Origin of the sequence: Kitasatospora sp. NPDC018619, from assembly GCF_044391605.1 — a bacterium.
Lineage (GTDB): Bacteria > Actinomycetota > Actinomycetes > Streptomycetales > Streptomycetaceae > Kitasatospora.
Genome location: NZ_JBISAI010000015.1, coordinates 145117 through 160353, shown reverse-complemented (window position 1 = coordinate 160353; position 15237 = coordinate 145117). Strand labels below are relative to the sequence as shown.

Genomic DNA, 15237 nt, shown 5'->3' with positions numbered 1-15237 from the left:
GTCGGGTGACGCGGGTCGGGCGGCCGCTAGCGGGTGGCCCGGGTGGAGGCCGGTCCGAGGATCAGGCTGAGGTTGTGGCCGCCGAAGGCGAAGGCGTTGCTCAGGGCGGCGCGCACCGGGCCGGACCGGGCGGAGCCCCGGACGTGGTCCAGGTCGCAGGCCGGGTCGGGATCGGTCAGGTTGAGGGTGGGAGGCAGTGTCCCGCGGGCCACCGCGAGGGCGGTCACCGCGGCCTCCAACGCGCCCGCGGCGCCGAGGAGGTGGCCGGTGGCGCCCTTGGTGGAGCTGACCGCGGGCGGGTGGGCGCCGAACACCGCGTGCAGCGCGGCGGTCTCGGCCACGTCGCCGAGCCTGGTGCCGGTGCCGTGGGCGTTCACGTAGTCGACGTCCTCCGGGGCCAGGCCGGCGTTGGCGAGCGCGGCGCGCATCGCGTCGGCGGCGCCGGTGCCGTCCGGACGGGGCATGGTCGGGTGGTGGGCGTCGGTGGAGGCGCCCCAGCCGAGGACGTCCGCATACCCGGCGGCGCCGCGCGCCTCGGCGTGCTCGGCCCGCTCCAGGACGAGGACGGCGCTGCCCTCGCCCAGCACGAAGCCGTTGCGGCGGCTGTCGAAGGGGCGGCTGGCCTGCTCGGGATCGTCCCAGCCCTGCGCCAGGGCCCGGGCGTTGGTGAAGGCGGCGGCGATCGTCGGGTGCAGCGAGGACTCGGTGCCGCCGCACACCACCACGTCGGCGTCGCCGGCCCGGATCAGCCGCAGCCCCTCCGCGATCGCCTGGGCGCCGGCGGCGCAGGCCGTCACCACGGCGGAGCTGTAGCCCCGGATGCCGTGCTTGATGGCGATCCGGGCGGCGGCCATGTTGGAGAGCATGCCGGGCAGCAGGTACGGGCTGACGCCGGGCCGGCCGCGCTCCAGCCGGCGGTGCGACTGCTGCTCGAAGGTCTCCAGCCCGCCGCCGCCGGTGGCCAGCACCACGGCGGTGCGGTGCGGGTCGGCGTCCCGGCCGACGGCCAGGCCGGCGTCGGCGAGCGCGTCGTCGGCGGCGGCCAGGGCCAGCAGGACGAAGCGGTCCACGCAGCGGGTCTCGGTGGGCGGCAGCACCTCCCGACCGTCCACGGCGGGGGCGATCCCGGCTGCGGGCAGCCAGCCGTGCGCGGCGTGGCCCTCGGGGACGGCGCCCAGGCCGGAGCGGCCGGCGGTGAGCGCCTCGAACACCCCGCCCGGCTCGCGGCCGAGCGGGGAGACCAGGCCGATGCCGGTGACGACGGCGCCGGGGCGCGGGCTGGGGCGGGCGCCGGTGGCGGTCACGCGCCCACCGCCGCGAGGTGGAGCTCGCGCAGCAGGACCTTGCGGACCTTGCCCGTCGGGCCGAGCGGGATGCGCTCGGGGGAGACCACCAGGACCTTGCGGACGGTCGCGGCGGCGGCCTCGTCCAGGGCGGCGACGACCGCCCCGGTGCGGTCCGCGGCCTCGTCGGCGTCGGCGGCGAGGAGCAGCAGCACGTCGGTGACGACGCGCTCGCCGTCCCGCACCGCGACGACCGTGCAGTCCAGCACGTCCGGGCAGGCGGCCAGCACCCGCTCCTCCGACATCGCGGTGAACAGCCGCTTGCCGTCGCCGAGTTCGACCGAGTCGACGGCCCGGTCGACGTGGTAGTAGTAGCCCTCCTCGTCCCGGTACACCAGGTCCCCGGTGAGGAAGCGGCCGCGCAGCCGGGTGCGGAAGGTGGTGGCCGAGTCGTTCCAGTAGCCGAGTGCCAGGGTGGGCGAGGCGGTGGCCAGTTCGCCGACCTCCCCCGGCCCGAGCGGCTCGCCGTCCGGGCCGACCACCTCGCAGTCGACGAAGGCGTGCGGTCGCCCGACGCAGCGGCCGTAGCGCTCGGTGCCGGGGGCGTGGGTGACGAAGAAGTGCGAGTGCCCCATCTCCGTGGAGCCGAGGCCGTCCACGAACTGGGAGCCGGGCACCCGGGTGCGGCCCGCCCGGGTGACGGTCTCCCGGCTGCCGGTGGCGATCAGGCGGCGGATGTGCACCTCGTGGGCGCAGTCGCCGGTGTTCCACCAGAGCGCGACGGAGCTCAGGTCGCGGGCGGTGAGGTCGTGCCGGGCGAGGTCGGCCCAGGTGGCGGCGAAGCCGACCACTCCGGTGGGCCGCCACCGCTCGACGGCTTCCAGTACTCCGTCGCCCGACTGCCGGGAGAGCAGGGCGAGTTCGGTGTGCGAGCTGAGCGCGAGGTTGAGCGCGATCAGGGTGGCGGCGTGGGGGGCGGGCAGTGCGCTGAGCATCCGGTCCTGGCCCTGTGGGCGGGGCAGGCGCAGCCGGTGGCGGATCGCGGCGTACAGGCTCGCGTGCGAGTGGACGACGGCCTTGGGCATCCCGGTGGTGCCGGAGGAGTGGGTGATGGCCACCGGGTCGCCGGACCAGTGCCGGTACGGCTGCGGGGCCGCGTCCGCGTCGCCGGCGCCGAGCGTGGCGATCGCGGGCAGCAGGGGCGCGCCGGGGTCGTGGCCGGCCAGGGCGGCCAGGCGGGCCGGGTCCGCGAGGACGCCGGCCGCGCCGAGGCGGGCGGTGTAGCGGGCGGCGCGCTCGCCGTCCAGGTTGGGGTTCAGCAGCGCGGGGATGGCGCCGAGCCGGGCCAGGGCGAGGAAGGAGAGCACGTGGTCGGCGGCGTCGCCCGCGTACACCACCACCGGGTCGCGCCGGGCGATGCCCAGGCCGTGCAGTGCGGCGGCGCGGGCCCGGACGGCGCGGTCCAGCTCGCGCAGGGTGAAGGGCTGCCAGGCGGGGTGGTCGTCCACCGGGGTGTCGAAGGTGATCAGGGGCACGTCCAGGTCGAGCCCGAGGGCGATCCGGGCGGTGAGGACGTTGCCGGCGCCCACGTCGGGGTCGTCCGCGAGCTGGGTGCGGAGGCTGCGGATGGTCACGGGGGTGGGTCCCTCCCTCGGGGCCGGTGGACGGCCCGGGCGGCTGATCGGGTGGCAGGGCGGTCGGCCGCACCGGCGGGAGGTGTGGTCGGCCGCGGGGGCGACGGGTGTCGGGAGCGAGGCGATGCCCGGGAGGGGCGCTGGTGTGCCGGGTAGGGCTGCGTCAGGCGCCGGGCTTCGATGGTTCCTACGGCCGGCGGTGGCCGGCGGGTTCAGTCCGTTCGGGCTGGTCGGCTTCGGGCTGGTCGGCTTCGGGTCGGTCGGGGTCCGGGGCCGGTCCGGCGAGCAGGACGGCGGCGGCCCGGCCCCCGTCGGGTGTCTGCTCGGCGGCGACGGCCAGCACCCGGTCGGCGTCGCCGTCCCGGAGCAGCAGCGCGGCGAGCTCGAACGCGTCGTCCGGGACGCCTCCGGGCGCGGCCTCGGCCGGGCAGATCGCCATGATCGGGCCGGTCAGGCCCCAGCGCGCGGCGATGTGGCCGAGGACGGCGTTGGGGTTGGACTGGAAGAACAGCAGCGGGCCGGTCCGCTGCCCGGGTTCGGCGCTGCGTTCGATGGCCCGCGCGGTGTCGAGGTCGCCGCTCGCACTGGCGAGCAGCAGGGCGGTCCGTCCGGGGGCGGGCGGCTCGCCGTGGTGGGCGCGCAGGCAGCGCTCGGCGGTGTCGGCGACCAGCGGGTTGAAGCCGGAGGCGGCGAAGCCGGGCAGCGGTGGCGGCGGCCCGTCCAGGCCGGGGGCGGGGCGGCGGGCCTCGGCGAGGACCCGCAGTCCGTGGGTGCGGTCGGCAGGGGCGGTCATGGCGGTGGTGGTCATCCCGGGGCCAGCAGGAGGGCGGTGTTGGCGCCGCCGAAGGCGGAGTTGAGGCTGAGCGCGTACGGGGGCCTGGCGGCGCGCGGGCCGTCCAGGACGAGGTCCAGGTCGAGGTCCGGGTCCCGGCCGAGCCAGCCGGCGTTGACGGGGAGCAGTCCCCTGTCCAACGCGCCGATGGTGGTGGCGAGTTCGAGCAGGGCGGAGGCCTCCAGGGCGTGCCCGTGCACGGACTTGCCGGAGCTGACCGGCAGGCGGTCGGTGTGCGGGCCGAACACCCGCCGCAGGGCGCGCTCCTCGGCCCGGTCGGCGAGCGGGGAGCCGGTGCCGTTGGCGTTGACGTAGCCGACCTCGGCCGGGTCGACGCCCGCGCGGGCGAGCGCGGCCTCGATCGCCCGGGCCGCCCCGAGGCCCTCCGGTTCCGGACGGCAGACGTGGTGGGCGTCCCCGGCGCGGCCCCAGCCGGCCAGCCGGGCCAGCGCGGGCGCGCCGCGCTGTTCGGCCGCCGGGGCGGACTCGACCAGGACGGCGGCGGCTGCGTCGGCGAGCAGGGTGCCTGTGCGGCCGGCGCTGAACGGGCGGGCCTCGCCGTCGCGGGCCAGCGCCCGTCCGGCGTCGAACACCGCGAAGACGCCCGGTTCGACCAGGTGCCCGGCCGCGACCAGGACCCGCTCGTGCCGTCCGCTCGCCACCAGTGCACCCGCGTCGGCCACGGCGCTGGCGGCGGCCACGCAGGCGTTGGTGTACACCCGGGTGACACCCGGTGCGCCCCAGCGGGCGCGGACCCCGGCGGCCACCGCGTCGGCGGTCGCCCGGGTGCCCGCGTCGCTGTGCAGCGCGAGCAGCACCGGCAGGTCGGCGCCCTCGGCGGCGGTCAGCCCGGCCTGTTCGCAGGCCTGGCCGATCGCCGCGAGCACGGCCCTGGCCAGCGGGAAGGTGCAGGCCGGCGGCACGGTGCCGGGGAACAGCGCGGCCCGGGAGGTGCGGCGGGCGCTCACGTCGAAGCGGGTGACCGGGCCGGACAGCACCCGGCCGTGGACGGCGGCCTCGGTCAGCGCGGCGAGCCCCGTCCCGGCGGCGCTGAGCACCCCGACCCCGGTGACCACCGGGCGGCCCTCCGCCCGGCCCGGCGGTGCGCCGGTGTCGGCGGGGATCACGGCCGGGTGCCTGCGCGGTCGGCGAGGACGGCCTCGCGGAGCAGTTCGGTGGCGTCGTCGACGGTGCGCACCGCCCCGAAGCGGTCGTCGTCCAGGTCCAGCAGGAGTCCGTAGCGCTGCTCGAACTCGGCTACGAGCCAGGTGAGTTCGAGCGATCCGAGGTCCTCGGGCACGGTGTCGACGGCGCGCTGCCCGAACGCCGCCAGCATGGTGAGCACCGCGAGCCGGTCCGGCAGGGCGTCGGGGCGCGGGGCGCCGGTCACGCGGCGCTGCCGGAGGTGGCGGCGAGGGCGTCGATCCGGCGGGCGACGTCGGCGGTGAACTCGTCCAGCGTCATCAGGGCGGTGGTCTCCATCTCGTCCAGGTCGAACTTGATCCCGAACTCGTCCTCGACCTGCACCGACAGGTCGGCCAGCGCGAGCGATTCGAGGTCGAGACCGGCCGGGCCGAGGTCGGTGTCCCCGGTGACCTCGGAGACGTCGTACTGCATCTCGGCGAGCGAGGCCAGGACGAAGGCGCGGATGCGGTCCTGCATGGTGGTGGCTCCTTGTCGGGGTGTGGTGCGCGGGGTGTGGTGCGCGGGGAACGGGGCACGCGGCCCGGGCGGCCGACGCGGTCAGCCGGCGGCGGCGCCGCGCAGGGCGGTCGGGTCGCGCAGCAGCTTTCCGGTGGCGGTGCGGGGCAGGCGCTCCAGCCGGGCGAGCCGGCGCGGCCGCTTGTAGCCGGCCAGGCGGCGGGCCAGCCCGTCCTGGACGGCGGCGAGGTCGGCGCCCGGGTCGGTGGCGAGGTACGCCTCGATCACGCCGCCGTCGAAGACCACCACGGCCTCGCGTACCCCGGGCAGCGCGGTGAGCGTCTGCTCGACCTCGGTGAGGTCGACCTTCAGCCCGCCGACCGAGACCTGGGAGTCCAGGCGGCCGAGCACGGTGACGGCGCCGTCGGCGGCCGGCTCGGCCGCGTCCCGGGTGTGCAGCCAGCCGTCCGACCAGCGGGTCGGGTCGTCCAGCCCGGGGTACGGGGAGGACGCCGTGCGGATCTGCAACTCACCCTTGACCGAGCGCAGTTCCATGCCGTGCACGGGCCGCTTGGCGGGGTGGAGGGTGCCGGAGAGGTCGGTGGCGATCACCCCGGTCTCGGTCATGCCGTACATCGTGCCGAGCGGGACGCCGTACCGTTCGGCGAACAGTGCGGGCAGCCCCGGGCGGACGAGCTCGCCCGCCACGACCATCCGCCGCAGCCGGGGCAGCGGCGGGGGAGCGACCACCCCCGCCAGCAGTTCGGCGTGGAAGGGCACTCCGATCACGGTCGTCGGCCGGTCGCCGGCGGCGACCTCGGCGAGGATCCCCGCCGCCGTCATCCGCTCCGGCACGGTGAGCGCGGCCCGGGCGTGCAGGCTGTTGAGCAGCCCCCCGACCAGGCCGAGCACGTGCACCACCGAGGAGAGCAGGACGACCCGCTCGCCCTCGCCGGGGAACTCCACCAGCCTTCGGTAGCAGTCGAGTTCGCGCAGCAGATCGGCCGCGGTACGGGCGATGACCTTGGCCGGGCCGGTGGATCCGGAGCTGAGCTGGACCAGCGCGTGTCCGGTGCGGGCCGGGCGCCCGTCCACCAGCGGGACGGCCACCGGCTCGACTTCGGAGAAGCCGCGCAGGGCCGCCGCGGTGCGATGGGCGGAGCCTACCAGGACCTGCGGGGCCAGCCGCGCCACCGCCGCGTCGACCTCGTGGTCGGTCAACCGGTGGTCGAGCAGGGCGGCTTGGCCGCCGAGGCGCCAGCATGCCAGCAGTACCGCGACGAACGCCACCGAGGGCGGCAGTCGCAGCGCCGCCGTTCCGCCGGGGCCGAGCCCGGCGGCCGCCAGCAGCTCGGACTGCTCGTCGACCAGGGCGCGCAGGGCGGCCCGGTCGAGCGGTGCGCCGAGGCGCAGGCACTCCTCGCCGCCGGGGCCGGCCAGCAGCTCCCGGTCGACCCAGGTGTCCGGGGCGTCGGAGTGCGGCGGGAAGGCAGCCGGAAGTACGGAGGGGGAAAAGCCGGTCAACGCGGCTCCACACAAGTGAGGGGATTTTGACATGAACGCCGTTAACAAATCCGAACGGCCAATTCCGTGGCCAGACCATGGCACAGACGATTGGTCAAATCAAGGTCTATACCAATGGGGTTGTTGCTCCTACGCTGCCCAACCGGGACCGGCCCGCGCGTGGCCGTCCTGGAACGAGGAATGCCCGTGGGAGTTCTCACGCCGGCCGGGATCGAGCGTGCGGCGCGCGCCCGACTGCCCACGGAAATCTGGGATTTCATCGAAGGCGGCAGCGATGCGGAACGCACCCTGGCGGCCAACCGGGAGATGTTCGGCCGCCATGCGCTGCGTCCGAGGGCCCTGGTCGACGTCTCCGCCTGCGACCTCGGGCTGACCCTGCTCGGCGCACCGCTGCGCGTCCCGCTCGGGATCGCCCCGATGGCCTACCACCGGCTGGTCGACCCGGAGGGGGAGACCGCCACCGCGCGCGCGGCCGGCCGGGCCGGCGCCCTGCTGGTCGTCGGGATGTTCGCCAGCCGCACCCTGGAGGAGATCGCCGGAGCCGCCACCGGGCCGCTCTGGCTCCAGCTGTACTGGCTGCGCGAACGCGCCGCCCTCGCCGCCCTGGTCGAACGCGCCGAGACGGCCGACTACCGCGCCCTGGTGCTGACCGTCGACGCCCCCAGGATCGGCCGCCGACTGCGCGACCTGCGCAACGGCTTCGCCGTCCCGTCCACCGTCCGGGCGGTCAACCTGGACCGCTCCCTGATGTCCGCCAGCCACCGTGCCACCGGAGGCAGTTCGGGCATCGCCGAGCACGCCAGGGAGCAGTTCGACCCGACGCTGAGCTGGGCCGACCTCGCCTGGCTGCGCGAGCGCACCCGGCTGCCGCTGGTCCTCAAGGGAATCCTCACCGCCGAGGACGCCCGGCTGGCCGTCGAGCACGGCGTCGACGCCCTGCTGGTCTCCAACCACGGCGGCCGCCAACTCGACGGGGCGATGCCCGCCCTGGCCGCGCTGCCCGAGGTGGTGGCGGCCGTGCCCGCCGAGCTGCCGGTGCTCTTCGACGGCGGCGTGCGCAGCGGCACCGACCTCGCGATCGCACTCGCCCTCGGCGCCCGCGCCGTGCTGGTCGGCCGCCCCGCGCTCTGGGGGCTGGCCGCCGACGGCGAGGCCGGGGTGCACCGGATGCTCGACCTGCTGCGCGAGGAACTGGAGCACACCATGGCCCTGTTGGGCCGCCCCCGGCTCACCGACCTGGACCGCACCGCCCTGGCGCCCTGGCCCTGCCCGGCCGGCTGAAGCCCGCCGCGCCCGTGGCGCCCGGGGCCGGCCGTCGATTCCCGGCCCGTCCGAGGAGCCCGACACCGCCGTGGCACCCGGCCGTTGAACCCCGCCGTACCCGAACCGCGTTCTTCCACCAGGAGGTCCGACACATGACCGAGCAGAGCGAGAGAGCCCCGGAGAGGTTCCCGGGCTGGGACTGGGAGGACCCGGACGGGCTCGCCCCCAGGCTGGACGCCTTCAGCGCGCAGGTCGCCACCTGCGACACGTTGCGGGCGCACCCCGCCGGGCTGCCCCGGGACCACCGCGGGCTGCGCGAACTCGGCATCACCGGCATCGAGTTCGCCGCCTTCCGGACCACCCACCCGGAGGGGCTCGGCACCGACCTCGCCGCCCTGCGCGCGCCCGCTGCCGGCACTGCCACCGCGCCCGGAACCCTCTACCGGGTCGACGGCGACCGCTGGTTCACGCAGCTCGACATCGCCGAACCGCTGCCCCTCGCCGACGCCAGCGTCGACTGGGTGTACGCCGAGCACCTGATCGAGCACGTCACCCTGCCCGTCGCCGTCGGCTGGCTGCGCGAGGTCCGCCGGGTGCTGCGCCCCGGCGGCGTCCTGCGGCTGACCACCCCCGACCTCGCCCGCTACCTGGCCGGCTACACCAACGACGACGGCTTCCTCGCCAAGCACCGCCGCCGGCTGACCACCCTCGGCTTCGGGCCGCCGATGCCCGCCCGCCCGGCCTTCCTGGTCAACCAGATCTTCCGGTACTTCGGGCACCAGTGGATCTACGACCTGGACGAGCTGCGGCACGTCCTCACCCGGGCCGGGTTCGACCCCGACCGGATCCGCCCGTGCGCCTACCGCCAAGGCGCCCGTCCGGACGTCGCCGACCTGGACACGGCCTTCCGCACCGACGAGAGCATCTACGTCGAGGCAGACCGCTGAGCCCGCCGCCGAGCCCGTCAAAGAGCCCGTCAAAGAGCCCGCCGCCGAGCCCCGCGCACCGAACGGATCCGCCCATGCCCCTGCACCCCCAGGCCGAGGCGCTGCGCGCCCGCCGAGCGAGCAGCGGAACCCCGCCGCTCTACGACCTCACCCTCGCCGAGGCCCGGGCCGCCGACCTCGCCGACATCCGCGCGACGGCCGGTGAACCCGAGCCCGTCGCCGCCGTCGAGGAGCACCGGATCCCCGGCCCCGGCGGCGAACTCGCCCTGCGGCTCTACCGCCCCGAGGCCCCCGGCCGCCGACTGCCCGCGCTGCTCTACCTGTTCGGCGGCGGCTGGACGCTCGGCTCGCCCGACACCAGCGACGGGATCTGCCGCCGGCTCACCAACGCCGTCGGCTGCGTCACCGCCTCCGTCGGCTACCGGCTCGCCCCCGAACACCCCTTCCCCGCAGCGCTGCACGACTGCCGCGCCGCCCTGCTGCGGCTCGTCGAGCGGGCCGAGGAGTTCGGCCTCGACCCGGAGCGGATCGCCGTCGGCGGGGACAGCGCCGGCGGCAACCTCGCCGCCGCGCTCACCCTCCTGCTGCGCGCCGACGGCGGCCCCGCCCTGTGCCACCAACTGCTGGTGTACCCCAACACCGACCACGGCGCCGACACCCCCTCGCTGCGCGCCCACGACGACCCGGCCCTGTTCAACCGCCGTTCGGTGGCCTGGTACTGGAGGCACTACCTGGCCGACCGCGCCGACGGCGCCAGCCCGTACGCCTCCCCGCTGCGCGCCGCCACCCTGGCGGGCCTGCCGCCCGCGACCGTCCTGACCGCCGAGTACGACCCGCTGCGCGACGAGGGCGAACGGTACGCCGAGGCGCTGCGCGCCGCCGGGGTCCCGGTGGCACTGCGCCGCTACCAGGGCATGCCGCACGGCTTCTTCGCCATGACCGGCACCCTGGACGCGGCCGCCGAGGCGCAGGACTTCGCGGCCGAGCGCCTGCGGGAGGCGCTGCGGTGACCATCCCCTCGACCGAACTGCACGCCTCGCTGGCCGATCCGCTGCTGGACGCGATGACCTTCCTCAACGAGGTCACCACCCGCTACCCGGACGCCGTCTCCTTCGCCCCCGGTCGACCCTACGAGGGGTTCTTCGAGCCCGAGGACGTCCCGGCCCACCTGACGGCCTACCTCGCCCACCTCGCCGAGCGCGGCCTGGACCGCGCCGCGGTGCGCACCGCGCTGTTCCAGTACGGCCCGACCAAGGGCATCATCACCGACCTGGTCGCCCGCACCCTGGCCAACGACGAGGGCCTCACCGTGGACCCCGCAGCCGTGGTGGTCACCGTCGGTGCGCAGGAGGGCATGCTGCTGGTGCTGCGCGCGCTGTGCGCCGGCCCCGACGACGTCCTGCTGGTGAGCTCGCCCTGCTACGTCGGCGTGACCGGCGCCGCCCGGCTGCTCGACCTGACCGTCCGCCCCGTCCCCGAGGGCCCGGACGGCGGCCCCGACCCGGCGGCGGTCCGGGAGGCCGCCCGCGCGGTGCGGGCCGAAGGGCGCCGGCCGCGCGCCCTCTACGTCGTCCCGGACTTCGCCAACCCCTCCGGCACCAGCATGCCGGTCGCGGCCCGCACCGGGCTGCTGGAGGCGGCCGCCGAGGAGGGCGTGCTCGTCGTCGAGGACAACCCGTACGGCTTCTTCTCCCGCACGCCGGGGCCGCGGCCCACCCTCAAGGCGTTGGACCGCCGACGGCAGGTCGTCTACCTGGGCTCGTTCGCCAAGACCTGCTTCCCCGGCGCCCGGCTCGGCTACGTCGTCGCCGACCAGGAGGTGTCCGGCCCCGGCGGCCGGCGCAGCCTGCTCGCGGACGAGCTGGCCAAGCTGAAGAGCATGACGACGGTCAACACGCCCGCGCTCAGCCAGGCCGTCATCGGTGGCATGCTGCTGGCCCACGACTGCCGCCTGCGGGCCGCCAACGCCGCGGCCACCGCCCACTACGCGGCCGGCCTGGACACCCTGCTGCGGGAGCTGGAGCGGCACTTCCCGGCCTCCGTGCGCAGCCGGCTGGGCATCTCCTGGACCAGGCCGGACGGCGGCTTCTTCGCCGTGCTGACGGTGCCCTTCGTCGCCGACGAGGCGGCCATGGAGCGCTGCGCGCGCGACCACGGGGTGCTCTGGACGCCGATGGCGCCGTTCTACCCGGGGGGCGGCGGCGAGCACCGGCTGCGGCTGTCGGTCAGCTCGCTGACGCAGGCGCAGATCATCGACGGGGTGGCGAAACTGGCGGCGTTCGTCACGGCGTGAGGCCCCCGGGAACGGCCGGGGAGGGACCGGCCAACGGCCGGGGAGGGGCCGGCCAACGGCCGGGGAGGGGCCGGCAGCGGACGGGGAGGGGCCCGGAGTGCACGGGACGGCCCCGGAGTGAGCGGGGTCGAGCCCCGGAGTGGAAAACGACGGAGGGCCCGGCTCATCGCGAGCCGGGCCCGTCGGGCATCCGGGTCAGCGCACCCGGGTGGAGAACAGCCGGGCCGACCAGTACACCGCCACGACGGTCATCACCGTGACCACCAGCAGCCCCTGCCAGACCACGCCGGCCCCGGTGTGCCCGGAGAACAGTGCGCGCATGCCCTCCACCGCCCAGTAGAAGGGGTTCCACCGGGCCGCCTGCTGAAGCCACTGCGGCGCCAGGGTGAGCGGCAGCAGCACCCCCGACAGCAGTGCGATCGGCTGCGCGATGGTGTTGACCACCGGCGACATCGCCGCGTCGGTCGGCACCATCAGGGCGATGCCGAAGGAGATCGCCGAGGTCATCAGCGCCAGCAGGCCGAGCAGCAGGTAGGCGAGCAGCAGGTTCAGCGGGCTCACCCGCAGCCCGAACGGCAGCGCGATCAGGGTGATCAGCACGGCCTGGACCAGCAGCGCCACCATCTCCCGCATCGCCCGTCCGAGCAGCAGCGCCAGCCGGCTGACCGGTGTCACGCGCGAGCGCTCGATGATGCCAGCCTTGAGTTCGCCGAGCAGGCTGAAGCCGGTGAACAGGCCGCCGAAGATGCACAGCACCGCCAACAGGCCCGGCACGTACACCTGGTAGGCGTCGGCGTAGCTGCTCGCGCCCTGCGGGGCGAGGACCTTCTTCAGCAGCGGGGCGAACAGCAGGAGGTAGAAGACGGGTTGGATGATGCCGACGGCGATCCAGACCGGGGTGCGGATCATGAGCAGCAGCTGGCGCTGGAAGACCAGCCAGGTGTCGCGGGCGAGCTTCACGGTCTCCCCAGGGAGGTGTGCGGGTCCGGGTGGTGCGGGGGTGGGGTGGGTGCGGCGACGAGCGGCCGGTACGGGGGCGGGGCGGCGGTAGCCAACGGCCGGTACGGGGGCGGGGCTGCTGCGCCCACCGCCCGGCGCCGGGGTCAGGACTGCCCCAACGACCGCCCGGTGCGGGCCAGGAACACGTCGTCCAGGCTGGGCCGTTGGAGCTGCACGGTGCCGGGCGTCACGCCCGCCGCGTCCAGGGCGCGCAGCAGCTGCGGGATGGCGGCTGCGCCGTCCTCCAGGTACAGCCGCAGGCCCTCGTCGCCGTTCTGCTCCAGCCGGTGCAGGTACGGCTGCGGGCGCAGCACCGCGGCCGCGCGCTCGACGGCGGCCTCCCCGGCGTCGAGCCCGACCAGGACGACGTCGCCGGAGATCTCGCGCTTGAGCGCCTCGGGGGTGCCCTCGGCCACCACCTCGCCGTGGTCGACGATGGCGACGCGGTCGCAGAGCGCGTCGGCCTCGTCGAGGTAGTGCGTGGTGACCACCACCGTCATGCCCTCGGTGCGCAGTCGGCGGATCTCCTCCCAGACGTACGCCCGGCTGGCCGGGTCCAGGCCGACGGTGGGCTCGTCCAGGAACAGCACCCGGGGCTGGTGGATCACCCCGAGCGCGATGTCCACCCGGCGGCGCTGGCCGCCGGAGTAGGTGGCGCACGGGCGGTCGCCGAATTCGGTCAGGTCGAAGGCCTTGAGTGCGTCCTCGGCGGCCTGCACGGCCTGCGCCTTCGGCGCGCCGTACATCCGGGCCTGGAGCACCAGTTCCTCGCGGCCGCTGACGTGGTCGGTGGTGCCGCCGCCCTGGGCGACGTAGCCGATCCGCCGCCGGACCCCGGCCGGGTCGGCGAGCAGGTCGGCCCCCGCGATGACGGCCTGTCCGCCGTCCGGGCGGATCAGGGTGGCCAGCATGCGCAGGGTGGTGGTCTTGCCGGCGCCGTTGGGGCCGAGGAAGCCGTAGATCTCGCCGGCGTCGACGGACAGGTCGATGCCGCGGACGGCGTCGACGGTGGCGTCCCCGCCGCTGCGGCGGGAGGTCTTCTTGCGGTAGGACTTGCGCAGTCCCGCGGTCTCGATCAACCGGAACTCCCGTGCGGGGTGGGCTGCCACGGCACCTGGAAAGGCGGGGCCCGGCACCTGCGGAGGGCGGTGCCGCTGCGACACCCTAGGGTGAACCCGGCCGCCGACACAATGGCCTAGACCAATGGACGTGCCCGCCCCGGTCTGCTACAGGGCGGCCCGGCCGCCTCGGGCGAGCGCCTCCAGCCGGTCCGCCGCGGTCGCCGCGCCGCCTCCGGCCAGGAGTTCCGCGCCCATCTGAACCGCTCGCTCCCGGTACGCCGTTGAGTCCAGTACGGCCCGCAGCGCGTCCGCCAGCCGCTCCGGCGTGACGCGCGCGAACGGCACCCGCAGCCCCGCGCGGGCCGCCGCCACCCGGCCGGCCACGACCGGCTGGTCGTGCCGGATCGGCGCGGTGACCAGCGGCAGGCCGTGGGCCAGCGCCTCGCCCACGGTGTTCATCCCGCCGTGGCACAGCACCGCGTCCAGTTCGCCGCGCGCCATCAGCTCCAGCACCGGAGCCCGGTCCACGGCCACGGCGTGGGCGGGCAGTTCGGGCAGCAGCCCGCGTGGCGCGGCGAACACCGGCTGGACGTCCCCGCCGCACAGCTCCAGGGCCCGGACGGCCCGGGCCAGGAAGTCCGCGCCCAGTTCGCCGGCCAGCGTGCCCATGGTGACCAGCACCCGCCGCCGCCCCGGCCGCAGCCGCTCCCAGGGGAAGTCCGGATCGTGCGGCCGTGCCCGGAGCACCGGCCCGACCGCCGCGTGCTCCGGCGCCGGGGCCGCGCCGGTCAGCGCCGGGCCGCTGGTGGAGACCACCAGGGAGGGGGAGAAGCGCGGGTCCAGGTACTCCTCCGCGGGCAGTGCGGCGCGCTCCCACAGTTCGCGCAGCAGGCCGGTCATCCAGGCCTCGACCTGCGGCAACGCCCGGTAGGGGCGGCCCAGTTCCATCGCCCCGGGCGCGAAGGACGCCCACGGCAGCCCGTGCCGGTGCGCCACCAGTGCGCCGGCCGGGGTGTGCTGGTCGACGAGGAGGACGTCCGGCCGCCACTCCCGGACGATCGCGTCGAGCGGCTTCGCGGTGAACCGCGCGTACGGGACGACGAAGCCCTCCCAGAGCGTGCGCAGGGCGGCCAGCCCGTGCCCGCCCTGGGCCCGGAAGGCCCGGGTGCCGGTGCCGAGCACCTCCGCGCGGGGGCCGAGCAGCGGGCGCAGCACGGATTCGGTGCCCGTCCAGGCGACTCGGTGGCCGCGTGCGGCCAGTTCGGCGGCGATGCCCGCAGCCGGGTTCACGTGGCCGGTCAGGGGTGGGGCCACCAGCAGGAACCGGGTCATCGGGTGTCCTCCTCGGGGAGCAGTCGCTGGAGGTCCGCGACGGTCAGGGCCTCCAGGGCGGGCAGGTCCAGCCCGGCGCGCAGCGCGGCCAGGTCGGCCTGCGGGCCGAAGCGCTCGCGCAGCCGCTCGGCCAGTTCGGCGAGTTCGTCCTCGTCCAGCAGCAGGTCGCCGTCCAGCCGGGCCTGCGGGGTGACGTGGCGCGCCCAGCCGGGCGGCGCGCCGGCCACCTCGACCAGCAGCGCCACCAGCTCCCGGTTCAACGGCGCGCCGGGGGAACGGGGTTCAGGATTCGGCATGAGAGATCTCCCACCTTGCTCGACGGCACGGGGTGAACGCGGCCGCACCGGAGCGCGGTCGGGTGCTCCCGCGGGGCGGCGGCGACGGAGGGGGCCCGAGATCACTTGTGCGACCAGGCGGGCGTCGGAATA

At 76.0% G+C, this 15237-nt stretch carries 15 protein-coding genes; 4 read left to right on the top strand and 11 right to left on the bottom strand.

Going from position 1 to position 15237, the window contains the following annotated elements; translation table 11 throughout:
* Positions 1–26 precede the first annotated feature (26 nt).
* The 7 genes from ACH5AR_RS24235 to ACH5AR_RS24205 all read right to left on the bottom strand — a co-directional run bounded on the left by ACH5AR_RS24235 (position 27) and on the right by ACH5AR_RS24205 (position 6914).
* Positions 27–1304 (bottom strand): beta-ketoacyl-[acyl-carrier-protein] synthase family protein, encoded by a 1278-nt coding sequence (locus ACH5AR_RS24235; protein ID WP_396303578.1) that lies wholly within the window; start codon positions 1302–1304, stop codon positions 27–29.
* Complete coding sequence (locus ACH5AR_RS24230; protein WP_396303577.1) at positions 1301–2917, bottom strand: class I adenylate-forming enzyme family protein; 1617 nt, start codon at positions 2915–2917, stop codon at positions 1301–1303. The genes ACH5AR_RS24235 and ACH5AR_RS24230 overlap by 4 nt, the downstream gene beginning before the upstream one ends.
* A 187-nt stretch (positions 2918–3104) precedes the next feature.
* Complete coding sequence (locus ACH5AR_RS24225) at positions 3105–3725, bottom strand: beta-ketoacyl synthase N-terminal-like domain-containing protein (RefSeq protein WP_396303576.1); 621 nt, start codon at positions 3723–3725, stop codon at positions 3105–3107.
* On the bottom strand, positions 3722–4876 hold the full coding sequence (locus tag ACH5AR_RS24220; RefSeq protein ID WP_396303575.1) for a beta-ketoacyl synthase N-terminal-like domain-containing protein: 1155 nt from the start codon (positions 4874–4876) through the stop codon (positions 3722–3724). The genes ACH5AR_RS24225 and ACH5AR_RS24220 overlap by 4 nt, the downstream gene beginning before the upstream one ends.
* Positions 4873–5139 (bottom strand): acyl carrier protein, encoded by a 267-nt coding sequence (locus ACH5AR_RS24215; protein WP_396303574.1) that lies wholly within the window; start codon positions 5137–5139, stop codon positions 4873–4875. Before ACH5AR_RS24215 ends, ACH5AR_RS24220 begins: the two co-directional genes overlap by 4 nt.
* Positions 5136–5411, bottom strand: a complete 276-nt coding sequence (locus ACH5AR_RS24210; protein ID WP_396303573.1) for a phosphopantetheine-binding protein — start codon at positions 5409–5411, stop codon at positions 5136–5138. Before ACH5AR_RS24210 ends, ACH5AR_RS24215 begins: the two co-directional genes overlap by 4 nt.
* 81 nt (positions 5412–5492) lie before the next feature.
* On the bottom strand, positions 5493–6914 hold the full coding sequence (locus tag ACH5AR_RS24205; protein WP_396303572.1) for a class I adenylate-forming enzyme family protein: 1422 nt from the start codon (positions 6912–6914) through the stop codon (positions 5493–5495).
* Positions 6915–7094: 180 nt separating this feature from the next.
* Between ACH5AR_RS24205 and ACH5AR_RS24200 the strand changes: the two genes are divergently transcribed.
* The 4 genes from ACH5AR_RS24200 (at position 7095) to ACH5AR_RS24185 (ending at position 11417) form a co-directional block, all read left to right on the top strand.
* A complete protein-coding gene (locus tag ACH5AR_RS24200; RefSeq protein WP_396303571.1) occupies positions 7095–8195 on the top strand; it encodes an alpha-hydroxy acid oxidase in 1101 nt (366 codons plus the stop codon).
* A 134-nt stretch (positions 8196–8329) separates the two neighbouring features.
* Positions 8330–9124: a class I SAM-dependent methyltransferase gene (locus tag ACH5AR_RS24195; RefSeq protein WP_396303570.1), complete on the top strand. Its 795-nt coding sequence runs from the start codon at positions 8330–8332 to the stop codon at positions 9122–9124.
* A 74-nt stretch (positions 9125–9198) separates the two neighbouring features.
* Positions 9199–10134 carry an alpha/beta hydrolase gene (locus tag ACH5AR_RS24190; RefSeq protein WP_396303569.1) on the top strand — a complete coding sequence of 312 codons (936 nt, stop codon included), beginning with the start codon at positions 9199–9201 and terminating at the stop codon, positions 10132–10134.
* A complete protein-coding gene (locus ACH5AR_RS24185; protein WP_396303568.1) occupies positions 10131–11417 on the top strand; it encodes a PLP-dependent aminotransferase family protein in 1287 nt (428 codons plus the stop codon). The genes ACH5AR_RS24190 and ACH5AR_RS24185 overlap by 4 nt, the downstream gene beginning before the upstream one ends.
* Positions 11418–11612: 195 nt before the next feature.
* Here the strand turns inward: ACH5AR_RS24185 and ACH5AR_RS24180 are convergent, their stop codons facing one another.
* The 4 genes from ACH5AR_RS24180 to ACH5AR_RS24165 form a co-directional block, all read right to left on the bottom strand.
* Positions 11613–12377, bottom strand: coding sequence for an ABC transporter permease (locus tag ACH5AR_RS24180; protein WP_396303567.1), 765 nt, complete (start codon positions 12375–12377; stop codon positions 11613–11615).
* Between the two features lie 143 nt (positions 12378–12520).
* The gene (locus tag ACH5AR_RS24175; protein WP_396303566.1) at positions 12521–13495 is read right to left on the bottom strand and encodes an ATP-binding cassette domain-containing protein; all 975 of its coding nucleotides are present in this window, start codon (positions 13493–13495) and stop codon (positions 12521–12523) included.
* 147 nt (positions 13496–13642) lie between these two features.
* A complete protein-coding gene (locus ACH5AR_RS24170) occupies positions 13643–14809 on the bottom strand; it encodes a glycosyltransferase (RefSeq protein WP_396303565.1) in 1167 nt (388 codons plus the stop codon).
* The gene (locus ACH5AR_RS24165) at positions 14806–15105 is read right to left on the bottom strand and encodes a hypothetical protein (protein WP_396303564.1); all 300 of its coding nucleotides are present in this window, start codon (positions 15103–15105) and stop codon (positions 14806–14808) included. The genes ACH5AR_RS24170 and ACH5AR_RS24165 overlap by 4 nt, the downstream gene beginning before the upstream one ends.
* Positions 15106–15237 lie beyond the last annotated feature (132 nt).

Excerpts from the sequence above, each read along its gene's own strand:
- ACH5AR_RS24225 (WP_396303576.1), bottom strand. The coding sequence starts at position 3,725 with ATGACCACCACCGCCATGACCGCCCCTGCCGACCGCACCCACGGACTG.
- ACH5AR_RS24210 (WP_396303573.1), bottom strand. The coding sequence starts at position 5,411 with ATGCAGGACCGCATCCGCGCCTTCGTCCTGGCCTCGCTCGCCGAGATG.
- ACH5AR_RS24200 (WP_396303571.1), top strand. The coding sequence starts at position 7,095 with ATGCCCGTGGGAGTTCTCACGCCGGCCGGGATCGAGCGTGCGGCGCGC.
- ACH5AR_RS24195 (WP_396303570.1), top strand. The coding sequence starts at position 8,330 with ATGACCGAGCAGAGCGAGAGAGCCCCGGAGAGGTTCCCGGGCTGGGAC.
- ACH5AR_RS24190 (WP_396303569.1), top strand. The coding sequence starts at position 9,199 with ATGCCCCTGCACCCCCAGGCCGAGGCGCTGCGCGCCCGCCGAGCGAGC.
- ACH5AR_RS24170 (WP_396303565.1), bottom strand. The coding sequence starts at position 14,809 with ATGACCCGGTTCCTGCTGGTGGCCCCACCCCTGACCGGCCACGTGAAC.
- ACH5AR_RS24165 (WP_396303564.1), bottom strand. The coding sequence starts at position 15,105 with ATGCCGAATCCTGAACCCCGTTCCCCCGGCGCGCCGTTGAACCGGGAG.